This is a genomic window from Mesorhizobium sp. M0626 (assembly GCF_040320665.1).
Classification (GTDB): Bacteria; Pseudomonadota; Alphaproteobacteria; order Rhizobiales; family Rhizobiaceae; genus Mesorhizobium.
In genome coordinates this window covers 80,601-97,540 of sequence record NZ_JAMYQD010000002.1, presented here as the reverse complement: position 1 = coordinate 97,540, position 16,940 = coordinate 80,601, and the positions used below count along the sequence as shown (strand labels likewise).

The following is a 16,940-nucleotide window of genomic DNA, read 5'->3' as shown; positions in this document are numbered from 1 at the left end:
GAAATCGCTCTCTCCCCATATGCCGGGCGGGGCGCATTTCGTTTGATATTCCCGTGCGTTGCGCGCTAGACCTGACAGGCACCTTTTCCGAAATTCCCATGGCGGGAGCCGCTGGTGGAACGCCAGGACGACCACACGACCGGCGCCAAAGCCGCTGACGACGCCCACGCCGACATCTATGGCGAGGACGGCGCCGTCCTGTCATCATTCCTGGCCCAGATCGGGGCGGCGATCGCCGATCGCGATACGCTGACGCTGAAGCGCGAAGTCGACGACCTGCACCAGTCGGAACTTGGCGATCTGCTGGAGGCCCTGCACCCCGAACAGCGTCGCGCCCTTGTCGAACTGCTCGGCGCCGATTTCGACTTCTCGTCGCTGACCGAGGTCGACGAGGCGATCCGCCGCGATATCGTCGACAATATGCCCAATGAGCAAATTGCCCAGGGCATGCAGGACCTCGATTCCGACGACGCGGTCTACATTCTCGAAGACCTTGAAAAGGAAGACCAGGACGAGATCCTGTCGCAGTTGCCGTTCACCGAGCGGATCAGGCTGCGCCGCTCGCTCGACTACCCGGAAGAGACCGCCGGTCGCCGCATGCAGACCGAGTTTGTCGCCGTGCCGCCGTTCTGGACCATAGGACAGACCATCGACTACATGCGCGAAGACAAGAACCTGCCCGAGCGCTTCAGCCAGATCTTCGTCATCGATCCAAGCTTCAAGTTGCTCGGCGCCATCGACCTCGACCAGATCCTGCGCACCAAGCGCACGACCAAGGTCGGAGACGTGATGCACGAGACGAGGCACGCCATTCCGGCCACCATGGACCAGGAAGAGGCGGCGCGGGACTTCGAGCAATACGATCTTCTGTCCGCCGCCGTCGTCGACGAGAACGAGCGGCTGGTCGGCGTGCTGACCATCGACGACGTCGTCGACGTCATCCAGCAGGAGGCCGAGGAAGATCTGCTGCGCATGGGCGGCGTCGGCGACGAAGAGTTGTCCGACAGCATTCTTTCGACCTCGCGCTCGCGCGTGCCCTGGCTGCTGGTCAACCTGTTGACGGCGTTCCTGGCGGCATCGGTGATCGGCCTGTTCGACCGCACCATCGAGCACATTGTGGCACTGGCCGTGCTGATGCCGATCGTGGCCGGCATGGGCGGCAATGCCGGTTCGCAGACCATGACCGTCACGGTACGCGCGCTGGCGACCAGGGATCTCGACATCTACAATGCCGGCCGCATCATCCGCCGCGAAATGGGCGTGGGTTCCATCAACGGCATCATCTTCGCCGTGCTGATCGGCATCGTCGCGGCCGTCTGGTTCCGCGATCCCAATCTGGGCGGCATCATAGCGGCGGCGATGATCATCAATATGTTCGTGGCAGCCCTTGCCGGTATCCTGATCCCGCTATTGCTCGACCGGTTCAAGATCGACCCGGCGGTGGCGTCGGCGGTTTTCGTCACTACGGTCACCGACGTCGTTGGCTTCTTTGCCTTCCTCGGGCTGGCCACCTGGTGGTTCGCTATCCCTTGAGAAAGAGGCGTTGCGGGTTCAATTGACTTTTACGTAAATGTGGTGCGAGGCTTGCGCGGGGTTTCATGCCGAGTCCGGCTTGGAACGGGGTTGATCGGAATGCGTTGGAAATCCCGGGCGACCGGGCGTTTTCCGATGTTCCGACATTTGGAGCAAAGATGCGGGAATATTACTCGATCACCGAACTGACCCGCGAATTCGACGTGTCGACGCGGACGCTGCGCTTCTATGAGGACGAGGGGCTGGTGCAACCGGTCCGGCGGGGCCGCACAAGGCTGTTTCGCCCATCTGACCGGCATCTGATCCGTCAGATCATGCGCGGAAAACGGCTCGGCTTCTCGATCAACGAGATCCGCGAAATCATCCAGATGTACAAGGAACCGCCCGGCGAGGTCGGTCAACTCAACCTGATGATCAAGCGCATCGAGGAAAAGCGCGAGGATTTGCGCCAGAAGCGCCGCGATCTCGAGGAGACGCTGGCGGAGCTCGACCAGGCGGAGGAGTCTTGCGTCGAGCGGCTGGTGGAGTTGGGGGTAAATACCTGAGCGGATCGTCGAGCGTTTGCGCGCCCGTCGCAAACGTTCGCGATTAGCGGAGCCCTTCCACACTTCGTCATTCTAGGGCGAAGCAGGAGCGAGGCTCCGTCGCGGAGACCCTAGAATCCATTCCGTGACATTGGCCGTGGAGTGCAGCGGTGCAGAATTCTGGACGTGGCAACGCCTGTACGTCGCGGCATGGATCCTCGGGTCTGCGCTGCGCCGCTACGCTCCTTGCTTCGCCCGTGGATGACGAAGAGATGGGCGTTTCGGCTAGTCGCCAAGGCATGCGAACCCTGCCAGCGATCACACCCGCCTCAGATCCAGCGCCTGACCCGCTTCGCATAGTCGCGGTACTTCTTGCCGAATTTGGCGAACAGCACCTTCTCCTCGCTCTCGATGGCGACCTTCTGCGTTGCAAAAGCCGCGATCAGGGCCAGCGGCAGGAACCATACGATCCCCGAGACGAAGGCGACGCCGATCAAAAGCAGCGTGTTGGCCAGATACATCGGGTTGCGCGTGATGCCGAACGGGCCAGACGTCACCAGATGCTCCGGCACGCCATTGGGGTTCATCGTCGTTTTGGCCCGGATCATGGTGCGGATAGCGGTGAACCAGAGGGCTGCGACGGCAAACAGCACCACAAAGCCGGCGGCAAACAAAAGGTCGCCCAAGAGGTCGCCGATCCAGGGCAGGGGATAGAACAGGCCGAGCACGATGCTGATGGCGATGGCGGCGATGTAGATCAGCGGCGGCCACGGGATCAGCCGTGGTCTCGGTAGATCGGGTTTTGCCAGCCCGGGTTTTGCTAGCTTGTCGGTCATTGTTGCCCTCCCTGCGTCATCGGACTCTCCTCCGTCCTTGCGGTGCAGATGCCGGCGAGTTCACCGAGATGCGCTTTGAACTCCGGGGTCTGGTCACCATTGTAGAGCCGGTCGAATGCCGCTTCGCTTTGCAGCGTGTCCAGCATGCACACACAATAGCTGGTGCAGAACTCCGTGTCGCGCTGCTGTTCGCAGGATACCTGGCATTCCTTGAGGAAGACCACTTCCCGTGTCTCGACCGGCGCCGGCGCGATCTGCGAGAACAGCCAGACGCAGCCGAACAGCAGCGGCTGGTGAATCAGGTAGAAAGCCAGGCTGTGGCGGCCGATGAAGGTGAGCGGCCTGGTCCAGCTTCCCGATCCCAGCGTGGCCAGCCGCGCCAGCAGGCCGGTGGTGGACGCAAACTTTGCCGCGGCGATGCCGAGAAGCACGGCGCCGAACCAGGGAAACAGCGGCACGTAATCGTTGGAGCGCGGGTTGATCGCCGACAGGCCGACCCACCACAGCGCCGGATGATCGAAGGCTTCGGATCGGAAATAGATCGGCCCGGCGATCACCACCGCCGCCACGACAAGCGTCAGCAAGGACGGCAGCCGCAAGAACAAAAGGCCGAGCAGGCTGGCCAGCGCGATCTCGTGCAGGATGCCGAAGAAGATGAAGCTGTCCGGCGTGATGAAGTACGTGACCGCCGATATAGCGGCGGCCGCGACGGCGACCATGGCAAAGCGTTTCCAGAAGCCGGTCCAGCGGATCTGCCTGCCATGCGCGAGAAACAGGCTGACGCCGACCAGGAACAGGAAGGTCGAGGCGATGCAGCGCGCATAGATCTTCCACCAGCCGACGGCGGTGAGGCCGGGATCGGTGTAGTGGAAATTTTCGAGATCCCAGGTGAAGTGGTAGCTCGCCATGGCGATCAGCGCGATGCCGCGTACGACATCGATGGCGACGATGCGCTTCGGTTGATCTCGCTTCAGTTGATCTCCAGGGGGTGCGGTATGGATGCTCATGGTCTCGCGATCTGATTCAGCCCCAAAGACGACTATCACGGTTGCACCGGACAAAAGAAGGCCGCCCTCTACGCTCCGGGTCGCGCCGTGCGGCTGCATCGGGCGGCGCTTTAGGCCAGAGCCGGAAAGCCTTTGGCCGAATTCGCTTTTTGCCGGGAAGGGGTCGGTTTCCTGTTACCGGCGGAGGAAGCGCCAGCGCAGATTTGACGCCGCGAGTCTGATTTGGGGATCAAATGTCCACCCATGTGCGCCATCCGATCTGGCTTCCGGCCCTGCGTCCGGCGGATGCCCGCACCTTTGCCTCGCTCTATGCGGTCGAATCCTTCGCCCGCGCCACGGTATCGAGCGTCATCCCGATCCAGGCTTATGAGATTCTGCACAACGAGCAGATCGTCTCGATCCTCTACACCATCGTGGCGCTGCTCGGCCTGTCGATGACCTTGTTCATGCCGATGTTGATCCGCAGGTTTGCCCGGCGCTGGGTCTATACCGCCGGCGCCTGCCTGCTGGCGATAGGCTCTCTGTTCTTCGTCACCCACACGCTTGCCGGGCAACTGACAGGCATGCTGTGCCGCGTCATGGGGGCGAGCGCCCTGTCGATCACGCTCAACCTCTACATCATGGACCACATCCGCAAGACCGATTTCATGCAGGCCGAATCGCTGCGCATGGCGTGGTCGATGCTGGCCTGGACCGGCGGGCCGACACTCGGCATCTTCCTCTACACACGCTACGGCATCTATGCCGCGCATGGCGCGGTCGCGGTGTTTGCGTTGGCCTTGCTGGCGCTGTTCTGGACCTACAGGCTGGGCGACAACCGGTCGATCCGGCCGGGCAAGACACGGCCGGCCAATCCGCTGGCCAATATCGGCCGCTTCGTAGCACAACCCAGGCTCAGGCTGGCCTGGCTGATCGCCTTCGGCCGCTCCTGCTTCTGGACGACGTTCTTCGTCTACGGGCCGCTGTTCATGGTGATTACCGGCGAGGGCAAGCTTGCCGGCGGCCTGCTGGTTTCGGCCGGCAATGCGCTGTTGTTCATGGCGATCTTCTGGGGCAAAGCGGGAAAACGCTTCGGCGGCCGGCGCACCATGACCTTCGCCTATTTCGCGATGTCGGCGACGCTGCTTGCGGCGGGCGCGGTCGGCACTACCGCGCCGCTGCTTACGGGCTTTTTCCTGCTCTGCGGCGCCTTCTTCACCATCGCGCTCGATGCACTGGGCTCGACCGCCTTCATGCGCTCGGTGCGGTCCTATGAGCGGGCGCAGATGGCCGCGGTCTACCGCACCTATCTCGACTTTTCCGAACTGACGCCGCCGCTGGTTTATTCGGTGGTGCTGGCGTTTTTCGGCCTCGGCTCGGTGTTCGTGACGCTGGGCATTCTGGCCGCGGTTTGCGGCTTTATCACCTGGCGCTATCTGCCGAAGTCGCTTTAGTCGCCGATCAGGCGGTTGCCTCAAGCGCTGCATGCCGCTCGCGCACCCAGTTGTGGAAGCGGTGCAGATCGTACTCCTCCGGCATCAGCACGCCGGCCTGGTGGCGCATCGAGCGCAGGCCTTTCTGATTGATCTCGCAGATCGCGGCATCCTCCTCCAGCACCTGGGTGCCGAAGGCGACGACATTGTCGATGTCCGTCTCAGCCAGCGCCTCGGGCGCGAACAGCCATTCGGCGGTGAGTTCGGTCTGTTCGGGACCGAGCGGCATCAGTCGCACCGTCCTGACATAATCGACATGGCCGACGATGAACATCGAGGGCAGGCTGGTGGCATAGGTCTGTCCGGCCGCACGCTCGGCTGGCGTCAGGCCCGGTAAGACCGGGCCATGGGCATGTCCGTCGCGCGACCAGGTCTCGGCGCCGGCGCGCAGGCCACCCGAAAACTCCGGCGCGTCATTGTCGGCATGGCGGACCCAGTCGGGGTCGTCGTGCCGGCTCATCAGGCCGCGGCCGTATATCGGCACCAGCCGAGACAGGTCCTTGTGGACGCCCGGGCAATGCAGGCACTCGTTGAAGTTCTCCCAGAAGATCTTCCAGTTGCAGTTCATCACCTTGCGCAGGACATGCCCTGATACCAGCGTTTCCAGCGGCCAGTTGGCGAGGTCGCCGGATGCGGGATCGAAGGAGGTCCCGGCGGAGCCGGCCGCAGCCTGCTGAAGGTTCACAAAGACAAAGCCGCGCCACACCGACAGCGCCACCCGGTAGAGCGGATGATCTGCCTTGTCGAAACCATCTGGCAGCGATTTCGAGGGAACGCGCACGAGATCGCCGCGCAGCGAGTAGGACCAGGCATGGTAAGGGCAAGTGATGAGCCGCGCTTTCAGCCGGCCCTCGCTTTCCTGGCAAAGCTGCGAGCCGCGATGCCGGCAGGTGTTGTGGAAGGCGCGCAACTCGCCGGTCTCGTCCCGCAGAATGACGATTTCCTGCGTGCCGACGCGGAATGTCCTGAACGCCAGCGGCTGGGCGAGGTCGGCCTCGCGGCAGACGAGCAGCCAGCTTTTGTGCCAGATGGCGTCGAGATCGCGCTGGTAAGCCTCGCTATCCCAATAGGCCGACGACGGTAGCGTCGGTTCGGCCCGGCTCAGGCCGTTATAGGGGTCGCGCTCGCTCGGGCTGGGATGCATGGCTGGCTTCCTATGAAGCGTCAGCCGACACCCCGGCAAATCGTTTGTCAATCAGAGTGCCGCATTGCCGGTTGCAGGCGCGGCGCATAATCATGTCGTGGACATGGGACATTCGGAAATTGGGGGGATTCGGAAAGTGGCCGCACGACAGATGTCGCTTACGCCGGAGCTGGTCGCGCGCTGCTGGCGCGAGATCAGGGACCCCGGGCCGGATCCGGACGCGATGCATCTCGATGACGCCGACTATGACGCGCTGCTGGATGAATTGCAGGTCGAACTCCCGGATAGCGAACCGCTATGGCTGTTCGGCTATGGATCGCTGATCTGGAAACCGGAAATAGATTATGTCGAGGACCGCGTTGCGCTGGCGCGCGGCTGGCATCGGTCCTTTTGCATGAACATGACGCGCTGGCGCGGCACCAAGGACAGCCCCGGCCTGATGATGGCGCTGGACCGTGGCGGACAATGCAAGGGCGTCGCCTTCCGGCTGACCGAAAGTAACCGGCGCGGGCAGTTGGGCCGGCTTTTCCGGCGCGAAGTCACGCTGAAGCCGACAAGCTACCGGCCGCGCATGCTGAAGCTTGCAAGCGAGGCCGGACCGCTCAGGGCATTGGCCTTCGTCATCAACCGCAACGGCCTGACCTATTCAGGGCCGCTCGACGAGGGCAAGGTCGTCGAAAGGCTGGCAACGTCCTGCGGGCACTGGGGGTCGGGCGCCGACTATCTCTACAACACGGTGAAAAACCTTGAAGAGCGCGGCATTCACGATCGCCATCTGTGGCGGCTGCAGCGGCTGGTTGCCGAGCGGATCACCGCGTTGAACCCGTAACGCCGCATGGCGCATTCGCGCTGTTGGCCGGCGGAATTTGGTTTGCCGGATGCGGCCGTTTCAGCCTATAGTCATGCATGTCGTCGGTTCCGTTAGGGACCAAGAGGGAATGCGGTGAGGGCTGACTTGTTGCCCAATGCCGTGGCTGCCCCCGCAACTGTGTGCGGTAGTCCTCTCCAAGCCACTGAGGATTTTTTCCTCGGGAAGGTGGGGAAGGGCGCTGATCCGCGAGCCAGGAGACCTGCCGGCGACAGGGAACTGACTTCGATGCCCTCGGGTGGAGGGCGAAAGGACAAGATATGAATACCGCTTCCGTCTCCCTCGGCGCTTCCGTCTCCTCGCAGTCGCGCTTCATGCAGCTCGTGCTTAGCGCGTTTCTGGGCATTTTCGTCGTCGGCGTTGTCGGTTTCTCGCATATCGATGCGGTCCACAATGCGGCGCACGACTATCGCCATTCGATGGCGTTTCCCTGCCACTGACGAGGATCTGACATCATGAACCTGTTTCGCAACGTCGTGTTCATCGCGGCGATCGCAGGGCTCGTGGCGGGTGTCGCTCTCGCCTGCATGCAGGCCTACGCCACCGTGCCGCTGATCCTCAAGGCCGAGGTCTACGAAAAGGCTGGTGGCGGCCATGAGCATCAGCATGCCGCGGCGCCCGCCGCCAACGCTGCGGACACCGATGCCATGAGCACCGCCGCGCCGGCGGAAAATGCGGTGAGCAGCGCAGCACCGGCTGAAGCAGCCGCGCCGGCGGAGGACGAAGGCTGGGCGCCGGCCGACGGCTTCGAGCGTTTCGCCTTCAGTGTCGTCGCCAATATCGTCACCGGCATCGGCTTCGCGCTGGTCCTGGTGGCGGTTTCCGAGTTCGCCGGCGGCATCGGCAGCTGGCGCCAGGGCGTGTTCTGGGGTCTGGCGGGCTTTGCCGTGTTCACGCTGGCGCCGGGACTCGGCCTGCCGCCGGAACTGCCGGCAATGCCGGCAGCCGATCTCATGCAGCGCCAGATCTGGTGGTGGGCAACGGTGATGGCAACCGCGATCGGCCTTGCCCTTATTACCTTCCGCACGTCGGCGCCCCTGACCGTGCTCGCCGTCCTCCTGATCGTCGCCCCGCATATTGTCGGCGCGCCGCAGCCTGACAGTTTCGTAACGCCGATCCCGGAGGGCCTGCATCATCAGTTCGTGGTGGCGGTGACGCTGACCAATCTGGTGTTCTGGCTGGTGCTCGGCGCAGTTGTCGGCATAGTGCACTCGCGCTTCACCGGCACCGCGACCAGCCTGCGCGACAGCTTTGCCTGATCGCAGTTTGACCTTCATCATCGGCGGTGCGCGCTCCGGAAAGAGCGCGCATGCCGAAACTTTGGCGACGGCGTTGCCGCCGCCATGGGCCTATATCGCCACCGCGCAAGCCTATGACGGCGAAATGCGCGAGCGCATCGCGCAGCACCGCTCGCGCCGCGGCGAGGGATGGGCGGCCATCGATGCGCCGCTCGATCTTGCCGGCGCGCTCGAAGCCTTGCCGGACAACCAGCCGGTGCTCGTCGATTGCCTGACGCTGTGGCTGACCAATCATATGCTGGCCGATCATGATCTGGAGGGGGAGTGCCTGCGGCTGGCCGACGTGCTGTCGCGGCCGCGCGGACCGTGGTTCGTGGTCTCCAACGAAGTCGGACAAGGCATCGTGCCCGACAATGCGCTGGCACGCCGGTTCCGCGATGCCGCCGGCCGGCTCAACCAGCAGGTCGCGGCGGTAGCTGATATGGTGCTTCTGATGGTGGCGGGGCTGCCGCTCAAGGTGAAATAATGACCGATATTGACGCAAAAGACGAGGAACGCCATCGCGCCAAGATGGCCAAGCGCAAGGCGGTGCAGGACGCCGAGGTCGCGGAAAAGACGGTCGAGAAGGGGCTGCTGATCGTCAACACCGGCCCCGGCAAGGGCAAGACCACCGCCGCCTTCGGGCTGGCGCTGCGCATGCTCGGCTACGGCAAGCGCGTCGGCATCGTCCAGTTCATCAAGGGCAAATGGCACACCGGTGAAAAGGATGCTTTCGCGGCATTCGGCGACCGTGTCGTCTGGCACGCGATGGGCGAGGGGTTTACCTGGGAAACGCAGGATCTGAAGCGCGACATCGCCGCGGCCGAAGCGGCCTGGGCCAAGGCGCTGGAGCTAATCGCCGATCCCTCGATCAACCTGGTTGTGCTCGACGAACTGAACATCGCGCTGCGCTACGACTATCTCGATCTCGACAAAGTGGTGGCGGGGCTGAAGGCGCGGCGCGAAGGCTTGCATGTCGTCGTCACCGGCCGCAACGCCAAGCCGGCGCTGGTCGAGGCGGCGGATCTGGTGACGGAGATGGGCGTGACGAAACATCACTTTTCGGCGGGCGTGAAAGCGCAGCAAGGGATCGAGTTTTGAAGGTCTAACTTCGGGAGATCACCGTTGGAACAAGCCGTGATTGTCTACCTTCTTCTGAGCGGCGGTCAGTTCGGGGCGCCGGAAGAGCGGCAATCGGTCCAAGTTCTGGAGGATCGGTTGGAAAAAGCTGTTTCAAATGCGCATGTCGGCGAATTTGATGGTGACGAGTTTGGTGGGGGCAAATGCACCCTCTATCTGTACGGGCCAGACGCCGAGAAGCTTTTCCTTGTGATTGAGCCTGTGCTGAAATCCTCGGCTGTGGCCGCCGGCGGTTACGCGATCAAAAGATTTGGCGCGGCGGTGGATTCAAACGCCAAGGAAGTCCGTGTCTCTTGGTGAGTCAGGCGGCGCATCTACTGCGAGATCAAAACATCCAGGTAGATGACGACCGCGGAGAGCAATCCAAACAGCGCGATCAGCAGATAGTCTGCTATCTGGTAAAGTTTCAGCGCCCGCCGGATGTCGGTGCTGTCGGCCTCGCGGCGGCCGCCTTCGCCCATATAGGCGTCCTCGACGATGACGCCGCCATAGCTGCGCGGGCCGGCGAGCGCCAGGCCGAGTGCGCCGGCCATTGCCGCTTCCGGCCAGCCGGCATTGGGCGAGCGGTGCTTTTTGGCGTCGCGCCGCACTGCTTGCCAGGCGTTGCGGGGATCGGCGCCGTCAACGAGAAAGGCGGCGGCAACGATCAGCAACGCGGTCAGCCGGGACGCCGGCAGGTTGATCCAGTCGTCGAAGAGTGCCGCCGCGCGGCCGAAGGCCTCGTGGTGCGGGGTGCGGTGGCCGATCATCGAATCGGCGGTGTTGGCGGCCTTGTAGGCGACGCCGCCGGCCAGACCGCAGACACCTGTCCAGAAGGCGGGCGCAACGATGCCGTCGGAGAAATTCTCGGCCAGGCTTTCGATGGCGGCGCGGCTGACGCCGGCATGGTCGAGCTTCTCTGGATCGCGGCCGACGATGCGCGCAACCGCAATGCGGCCGAGCGCCAGCCCGCCGGTATCCAGCGAATCGGCCACCGCCTCGACATGTTCGGTAAGGCTCTTTTGCGACAGCAGCGACGAGGCCAGGATTGCCGTGATGATCATGCCGGCAGGAAAGAGCTGCCAGAGCAGGATTTGCACGATGAAGGCGATTGCCGCCGGCACCAGCACGATCACCAGCAGCGCCTGCACGCCGCGGCGGCGACGCAGCGCGTCGGAATCAGTGTCGCGGTTGAGCCTGAGGTCGAGAAAGGCTATCAGCCTGCCGAACCAGGTGACGGGATGGCCAACGGTACGGAACAGCCAGTCCGGGTAACCCAGGATGCGTTCGATGGCCAGCGACAGGAAAGCGATCAGGATCGACATGAAGCTTTCTGATGGAGCGATTACTGTGGTGGATCACGGTGGATCCCTTGGCCGGGCGAGGGCGCTCTTCCCTCACGCGCCACAACCTTTCGTCGATCTCTCGACAGGTATCAATCCGCACTCCTACCCGCTTTTCGAGCTGCCCGCCACCGCCCTGTCACGATTGCCGGAGGCCGCGCGCCTGCGTGAGCTGGCCAGGGTCGCGGCCGGCGCCTATGGCGCGCCTTCGGCCGAGAATGTGGTGGTCGCCCCGGGCACGCAGATCCTGCTGCCGCGCGTCGCCTCGCTGGTGAGCCCCGGCAAGGCGCTGGTGCTCGGGCCGACCTATGCCGAGCATGCCAGGGCCGCCGCGATTGCCGGCCATGCGGTGGCGGAGGTCGACGATTTCGAGGGGCTTGCCGGAGCCGAAATTGCCATCGTCGTCAATCCCAACAATCCCGACGGGCGAGTCGTGTCGCGGGAAAGGCTGCTTCGGCTTGCCGAGACATTGCGCGCCATAGGCGGTCTGCTGGTCGTCGACGAAGCCTTCATGGATGTCGGCCCGCACGCGGAAAGCCTGACCGGCGATGTCGGGCGGGGCGGCATCGTCGTGCTGCGCTCGTTTGGCAAGTTCTTCGGTCTCGCCGGCCTGCGACTCGGCTTCGCACTTTCCGATGCAGCGACGGTCGAAAGGCTTGGATCGCAATTCGGCCCTTGGGCGGTCGCCGGCCCAGCGCTGGAATACGGCATCCGCGCGCTTGCCGACAGCGGCTGGCAGGCCGACATGCGGCGGCGGTTGGCGCAGGATGCGGCGCGGCTCGATGCGCTGCTTTCGCGCTTTGGCGTTGCTGTCGCCGGCGGCACGACGCTGTTTCGCTATCTCCGGCTTGCCGATGCACCGGGGCTGTTTTCGACGCTCGGTGAGCGCGGCATATTGCTCAGGCATTTTTCCGAGAGTCCCCAGGTGCTCCGCGCGGGGCTGCCTGGAAGTCAGGAGGAATGGCAGCGGCTTGAATCGGCGCTTGCCGACTGGGGCGCACGGCGCGACGATGGGTCGAAGGAGATCGCGCCATGATCCATATCTGTTCGCTGGCAAAGCTTGAGGAGACGGTGGCCAAAAGCGGCGCCGTGCGCGTGCTGTCGCTGCTCGCTGCCGGCACCGAGGTGACGCGGCCGGCCTCAATCGCGAGGGAAAACCACCTGCATCTGGTCATGCACGACATCGCGGTGGCGCAGGACGGCATGACCATGCCCGGCGAAGACCATGTGCGCAATCTGCTCGATTTCGCCCGGAAATGGGACCGCGCCAAACCCATGGTCGTCCATTGCTATGCCGGCATCAGCCGCTCGACCGCCTCGGCCTATATCATTGCGGCGGCGCTCGCCCCGAAGCGCGACGAAGTCGAACTTGCGCAGACATTGCGGAAGCTTTCGCCCTCGGCGACACCCAATCCACGGTTGATCGCCGTCGCGGATGCTCTTCTCTCACGACAAGGCCGCATGATCGAAGCGATCGAGGCGATCGGACGCGGCGACGATGCTTTTGAGGGTACGCCTTTCGTGTTGAAGATCGACGGCTAAGGCGGCCCGCTATGCCAGCCAGTCGGCAAGCTTCGCCTTGCGCACATCCTTCAACAGGGTGATGAAGCCGTCGGCCTGATGCTCCGCCGTCAGTCGGCCTTTCTCGGCCGTGGCAATGCTGGCATCGCCGACCACGCCGTTGGGGTTGAGATCCCCAGCGATCCAGGCGAAAGCGTGCGTTCCGGTGTGGCGCAGCAGCGCAAATTCAGTTTCGGCGCGGGCGACCTTGGAGGCGAAATTGTCGGCCTTGGCCATGTCGACTAACTCCGGGCGAAAATGCAGCATCAACGAGGTCTCGACGTCGCCGCCATGGATGCCATGGCGGTCTTCCAGCTCGGTGTACATGCCGGCGGGGCGGCCGAAGCGCTGCCAGCTGGTCTTCACCGCCAGCATCCTCTCACGCACGCGCAGCTCGCGCGTGACGATGCCCATGATCTCTTCATTGCCGCCATGCGAGTTGACGACGATCAGTTTCCTTACGCCTGCGCGGGCAACGGACAGGCCAAGCTCGGTCCAGGCATCGACCAGGGTGGCCGCCGGCAGGGTGAGCGTGCCCGGCGCCTGCAGATGCTCGTTCGACTTGCCGACCGTTTGGACCGGCAGGATGCGGATGTCGAGATCGCCGGGCAGGCGGGCGATGACCGTCTCCAGCATGCCATTCATGATCGAGGTGTCGGTTGATACAGGCAGATGCGGGCCGTGCTGCTCGATCGCCGCCACCGGCAGCACGGCAATCGTCGCCTCCGGATCGATCGCGGCGTATTCGGTGGTCCGGTAGTCGCCCCACCACATGCGTCTGTTTGCAACGGTCATGTCATGCCTCTTGACTGTGAGGGAGACCTAGCGTGCCAAACGTCGCCTGTCGATCACCCAGCCGCAATCGCCTCGACCTCGACCTTGAACTCCGGCCGCGCAAAGCCTGACACGATCATCAGCGTCGAGGCGGGCGCGGGGCTGGCAAACAACCGGTCGCGGACGTCCATATAGGGCCGCAGAAAGGCGCGGTCGGTGACGTAGGCGTTTATGCGCACGATGTCGCCTAGCCCCAGCCCGGCTTCAGCTAGAATCGCCGCTATGTTTTGAAAGCAGAGCTCGGCCTGCGCGCCGGCATCCTCGGGGATCTGGTCGTCCGCCGTGATGGCGACCTGGCCGGAGCACAGAACCAGCCGCTTGCCTGGCGGCACCTCGACGCCGTGGCTGTAGCGGGCGAAAGGCGGCTTGATCGACTTCGGCGCGAGGTATCTGAACATGGCAATCTCCTGTCTGCGAGACCAGCCTAAGACGTGACCGATAGTACGTTCAAGATGTGGTGCATGGCACAAGGGCGATTGTGGACAGGCGTCCAAAAAATAGGCACGATGCCTCCCGCACAGCATGACCCGTCCGGTGTTGGCAGTGACTGCCGCGCAAGCAGGCGGCCTGGGCGGTGGCATGTGTCTTGCTTCTTGGATCAATGGTGTCGAGCCCGGCGCGTGACGCTCCGGAGCCAACAAAGGGTGGTGTCGATGTACGGAAAACAGAAGATTTCAGCGCTTGCGGTCGCGCTGCTTGGAGCCGGCACGTTCGGCGCGGCAGCAAACGAGAAGGTCACCTTCGGCACCAACTGGCTGGCCGAGCCCGAGCATGGCGGCTACTACCAGGCCGTCGCCGACGGCACCTACGCTGCATGTGGCCTCGACGTGACGATTTCGCAGGGAGGTCCGCAGGTCAGCGGGCGGCCGCTGCTGCTGGCCGGCAAGCTCGATTTCTACATGGGCGGCAATCTGCTGTCGGCCTTCGACGCCGTCCAGCAGGGCATCCCGATGCGCGTCGTCGCCGCCGATTTCCAGAAGGACCCTCAAGTCATCATGTCCCACCCGGGGCAGGGGCTGGACAAGTGGGAGGATTTGAAGAACGCCGACCAGTACATTCTCGGCGACGAGGGCGTCCAGACCTTCTTCCAGTGGATGGTCATCGAACTCGGTTTCGATGCCGCCAAGCGCGTGCCCTACACCTACAACACCGCTCCATTCCTAGCCAACAAGAAGTCGATCCAGCAGGGTTACGTCACCTCGGAGCCTTTTGCGGTCAAGAAGGAAGGCGGCTTCGTGCCCAACCAGTTCCTGCTCGCCGACTATGGCTGGGACACCTATTCGACGACGATCGAGGTGATGCAGGACACGATCGACAAGCGGCCGGAGGTGGTCCAGTGCTTCGTCGATGGCTCGGCCAAGGGCTGGTACAACTACCTCTACGGCGACAACAAGGCCGCCAACGAGATGATCAAGAAAGACAATCCCGACATGAGCGACGAGCAGATTGCCTTCTCGATCGAGCAGATGAAGAAGTTCGGCCTGGCCGATTCCGGCGACACCGAAAAGCTCGGCATCGGCGCCATGAACGAAGACCGGATCAAGAGCTTTTATGACAAGATGGTCAAGGCCAAGGTCACGCCCGAGGGCATCGATATCAAGAAGGCCTATACGCTGGCCTTCATCAACAAAGGTGTCGGAATCGAGCTGAAGAAGTAATCGTGAAGCTGGAAAAGATGGCGCAGGCGCCCATGACGGCATCGGGTGAAGGCCCGATGCTGCTGACGCTGCGCCATGTCGGCAAGGTGTTTTCCAATGGCGTGACTGCATTGAGCGACGTCGATCTCGCCATCCGCGAGGGCGATTTTGTCAGCCTGCTCGGGCCGTCCGGCTGCGGCAAGTCGACGGCGTTGAGGCTGATCGCGGGCCTGTCGACGCCGACATCCGGTCAACTCGACTGGGGCGGTTCGATCGACCGCGCCAATATCGGCTTCGTCTTCCAGGAACCGACGCTGCTGCCCTGGGCCAATGTCTTCGACAATGTCTGGCTGCCGCTCAGGCTGAAAGGCGCGTCGCGCGCCAAGGCGGCGCCGGCGGTGACGGAGATGCTGGAGCGGGTGCACCTGACCGGTTTCGAAAACGCCGTGCCGCGCGAGCTTTCCGGCGGGATGAAGATGCGCGTCTCGATCGCACGCGCCATGGTGACGAAGCCGCGCATTCTGTTGATGGACGAGCCGTTCGCCGCACTCGACGAGATCACCCGCTTCAAGCTCAACAACGATCTTCTGGAGCTGTGGCAGGACGAGCGCTTCACCGTCGTCTTCGTCACCCACAGCGTCTTCGAAAGCGTGTTCCTGTCCAACCGCGTCGTCGTCATGGCGGCGCGGCCGGGCCGCGTCCATGCCGAGTTGGCAATCGATGCCGCCTATCCACGCGACGAGGTGTTTCGCACCTCGCCCGACTATGCCGCGCTCTGCCGCCAGGCCTCGGACATCCTGGTCAACGCCATCAACACATCAGCCGGACCGCACCATGACGGCCATTGATCAGAATGCCGCAACGCTCGACGCGGAAGAGGCCGGCCGCGTACGCCAGGAGCGGCTGGAGCGGATCGGCCGGTGGGTCTTGCCTTTGGCGATCATGATCCTGGCGATCTGGCTGTGGGACCGCATTTGCGTGTGGAACGCGATCCCGCAATATATTCTGCCGCGCCCCGGCGTGGTGCTGTGGACGCTCTATAGCGATGCCGGGCTCCTGTTCTCCGCGCTGCTGGTCACGTTGCGCATAACCTTTCTCAGCCTGCTGCTCGCGGTCGTCGGCGGCGTCGGACTGGCGGTGCTGTTTGCGCAATCGAAATGGGTGGAGATGTCGTTCTTTCCCTTCGCCATCGTGCTGCAGGTAACGCCGATCGTGGCGGTCTTCCCGCTCATCAACATCTATGTGGACAACCAGACGGTGAAGCTTTTGCTTTGCGCCTGGATCGTTGCGTTCTTCCCGATCCTGTCCAACACCACGCTCGGCCTCAATTCGGTCGACCGCAATCTGCGCGACATGTTCAAGCTCAACGGCGCGACGCGCTGGCAGCAATTGCGCTATCTCAGACTGCCGGCGGCCATGCCGTATTTTCTAGGAGGCTTGAAGATAGCCGGCGGCCTGTCGCTGATCGGCGCCGTGGTGGCCGAGTTCGTCGCCGGCGCGCAGGGGCAGTCGTCGGGGCTGGCGTCGCGCATCATCGAGGCCGGCTACCGCCTCAACGCGCCAAGGCTGTTCGCGGCGCTGATCCTGATCTCGCTCACCGGCATATTGATCTTCCTGGTGCTGTCGCTGGTGTCGCATCTCATCCTGCGCCGCTGGCACGAGAGCGCGCTGAAGCAGGAGCGGTAGGGGGTTGGGTGACGTGATTGAGATGCTGGCGCGAAACACCCCCCTCTGGCCTGCCGGCCATCTCCCCCTCAAGGGGGGAGATTGGACGTCATCCGGGATT

20 protein-coding genes and 1 riboswitch are annotated in these 16,940 nt (G+C 63.5%); of the genes, 14 read left to right on the top strand and 6 right to left on the bottom strand.

Going from position 1 to position 16,940, the window contains the following annotated elements; translation table 11 throughout:
- Positions 1–114: 114 nt before the first annotated feature.
- Together mgtE and NKI37_RS02505 are read left to right on the top strand one after the other, a co-directional pair.
- Positions 115–1,533, top strand: coding sequence for a magnesium transporter (mgtE, locus tag NKI37_RS02510; protein ID WP_023690975.1), 1,419 nt, complete (start codon positions 115–117; stop codon positions 1,531–1,533).
- Between the two features lie 158 nt (positions 1,534–1,691).
- The gene (locus NKI37_RS02505) at positions 1,692–2,078 is read left to right on the top strand and encodes a MerR family transcriptional regulator (RefSeq protein WP_023685221.1); all 387 of its coding nucleotides are present in this window, start codon (positions 1,692–1,694) and stop codon (positions 2,076–2,078) included.
- 308 nt (positions 2,079–2,386) lie between these two features.
- Here NKI37_RS02505 and NKI37_RS02500 read toward each other — a convergent pair whose 3' ends face one another.
- Entirely contained in the window at positions 2,387–2,893 is a 507-nt protein-coding gene (locus NKI37_RS02500; RefSeq protein WP_031246111.1) for a methyltransferase family protein, read from the bottom strand.
- Complete coding sequence (locus tag NKI37_RS02495; protein WP_352521993.1) at positions 2,890–3,900, bottom strand: acetyltransferase domain-containing protein; 1,011 nt, start codon at positions 3,898–3,900, stop codon at positions 2,890–2,892. The genes NKI37_RS02500 and NKI37_RS02495 overlap by 4 nt, the downstream gene beginning before the upstream one ends.
- A gap of 233 nt (positions 3,901–4,133) precedes the next feature.
- On the opposite strand from NKI37_RS02495, the gene NKI37_RS02490 reads away from it, so the two are divergent.
- On the top strand, positions 4,134–5,333 hold the full coding sequence (locus NKI37_RS02490; protein ID WP_023670787.1) for an MFS transporter: 1,200 nt from the start codon (positions 4,134–4,136) through the stop codon (positions 5,331–5,333).
- 7 nt (positions 5,334–5,340) lie between these two features.
- Here the strand turns inward: NKI37_RS02490 and NKI37_RS02485 are convergent, their stop codons facing one another.
- Complete coding sequence (locus NKI37_RS02485) at positions 5,341–6,516, bottom strand: aromatic ring-hydroxylating oxygenase subunit alpha (RefSeq protein WP_352790940.1); 1,176 nt, start codon at positions 6,514–6,516, stop codon at positions 5,341–5,343.
- A 136-nt stretch (positions 6,517–6,652) separates the two neighbouring features.
- On the opposite strand from NKI37_RS02485, the gene NKI37_RS02480 reads away from it, so the two are divergent.
- From NKI37_RS02480 to NKI37_RS02455, 6 genes are all read left to right on the top strand, one after another.
- A complete protein-coding gene (locus NKI37_RS02480) occupies positions 6,653–7,345 on the top strand; it encodes a gamma-glutamylcyclotransferase (protein WP_031203234.1) in 693 nt (230 codons plus the stop codon).
- Between the two features lie 67 nt (positions 7,346–7,412).
- Positions 7,413–7,608, top strand: a riboswitch (cobalamin riboswitch).
- A 36-nt stretch (positions 7,609–7,644) separates the two neighbouring features.
- Positions 7,645–7,824: a CbtB domain-containing protein gene (locus NKI37_RS02475; RefSeq protein ID WP_023670784.1), complete on the top strand. Its 180-nt coding sequence runs from the start codon at positions 7,645–7,647 to the stop codon at positions 7,822–7,824.
- A 15-nt stretch (positions 7,825–7,839) separates the two neighbouring features.
- On the top strand, positions 7,840–8,643 hold the full coding sequence (locus NKI37_RS02470; RefSeq protein ID WP_352790938.1) for a CbtA family protein: 804 nt from the start codon (positions 7,840–7,842) through the stop codon (positions 8,641–8,643).
- On the top strand, positions 8,636–9,148 hold the full coding sequence (gene cobU / locus NKI37_RS02465) for a bifunctional adenosylcobinamide kinase/adenosylcobinamide-phosphate guanylyltransferase (protein WP_352794357.1): 513 nt from the start codon (positions 8,636–8,638) through the stop codon (positions 9,146–9,148). Before NKI37_RS02470 ends, cobU begins: the two co-directional genes overlap by 8 nt.
- On the top strand, positions 9,148–9,762 hold the full coding sequence (gene cobO, locus NKI37_RS02460) for a cob(I)yrinic acid a,c-diamide adenosyltransferase (protein WP_352790934.1): 615 nt from the start codon (positions 9,148–9,150) through the stop codon (positions 9,760–9,762). The genes cobU and cobO overlap by 1 nt, the downstream gene beginning before the upstream one ends.
- 24 nt (positions 9,763–9,786) lie before the next feature.
- Positions 9,787–10,101 (top strand): hypothetical protein, encoded by a 315-nt coding sequence (locus NKI37_RS02455; protein WP_352790932.1) that lies wholly within the window; start codon positions 9,787–9,789, stop codon positions 10,099–10,101.
- A gap of 14 nt (positions 10,102–10,115) precedes the next feature.
- Here NKI37_RS02455 and cbiB read toward each other — a convergent pair whose 3' ends face one another.
- Positions 10,116–11,105, bottom strand: coding sequence for an adenosylcobinamide-phosphate synthase CbiB (gene cbiB, locus NKI37_RS02450; protein ID WP_352790930.1), 990 nt, complete (start codon positions 11,103–11,105; stop codon positions 10,116–10,118).
- Here cbiB and cobD point away from each other — a divergent pair.
- Positions 11,104–12,159, top strand: coding sequence for a threonine-phosphate decarboxylase CobD (gene cobD / locus NKI37_RS02445; RefSeq protein ID WP_023690984.1), 1,056 nt, complete (start codon positions 11,104–11,106; stop codon positions 12,157–12,159). The genes cbiB and cobD overlap by 2 nt on opposite strands.
- On the top strand, positions 12,156–12,665 hold the full coding sequence (locus tag NKI37_RS02440; protein ID WP_023690985.1) for a tyrosine phosphatase family protein: 510 nt from the start codon (positions 12,156–12,158) through the stop codon (positions 12,663–12,665). The genes cobD and NKI37_RS02440 overlap by 4 nt, the downstream gene beginning before the upstream one ends.
- 9 nt (positions 12,666–12,674) lie before the next feature.
- Here the strand turns inward: NKI37_RS02440 and NKI37_RS02435 are convergent, their stop codons facing one another.
- Both NKI37_RS02435 and NKI37_RS02430 read right to left on the bottom strand, forming a co-directional pair.
- Positions 12,675–13,478, bottom strand: a complete 804-nt coding sequence (locus tag NKI37_RS02435) for a creatininase family protein (RefSeq protein ID WP_352790928.1) — start codon at positions 13,476–13,478, stop codon at positions 12,675–12,677.
- Between the two features lie 53 nt (positions 13,479–13,531).
- The gene (locus tag NKI37_RS02430; RefSeq protein ID WP_023670775.1) at positions 13,532–13,915 is read right to left on the bottom strand and encodes a RidA family protein; all 384 of its coding nucleotides are present in this window, start codon (positions 13,913–13,915) and stop codon (positions 13,532–13,534) included.
- 255 nt (positions 13,916–14,170) lie between these two features.
- On the opposite strand from NKI37_RS02430, the gene NKI37_RS02425 reads away from it, so the two are divergent.
- From NKI37_RS02425 to NKI37_RS02415, 3 genes are read left to right on the top strand one after another with little or no spacing between them, the layout of a single operon-like run.
- Complete coding sequence (locus NKI37_RS02425; protein ID WP_023670774.1) at positions 14,171–15,175, top strand: ABC transporter substrate-binding protein; 1,005 nt, start codon at positions 14,171–14,173, stop codon at positions 15,173–15,175.
- Between the two features lie 2 nt (positions 15,176–15,177).
- A complete protein-coding gene (locus NKI37_RS02420) occupies positions 15,178–16,002 on the top strand; it encodes an ABC transporter ATP-binding protein (RefSeq protein ID WP_352462786.1) in 825 nt (274 codons plus the stop codon).
- Positions 15,989–16,840: an ABC transporter permease gene (locus tag NKI37_RS02415; protein WP_023670772.1), complete on the top strand. Its 852-nt coding sequence runs from the start codon at positions 15,989–15,991 to the stop codon at positions 16,838–16,840. Before NKI37_RS02420 ends, NKI37_RS02415 begins: the two co-directional genes overlap by 14 nt.
- Positions 16,841–16,940 lie beyond the last annotated feature (100 nt).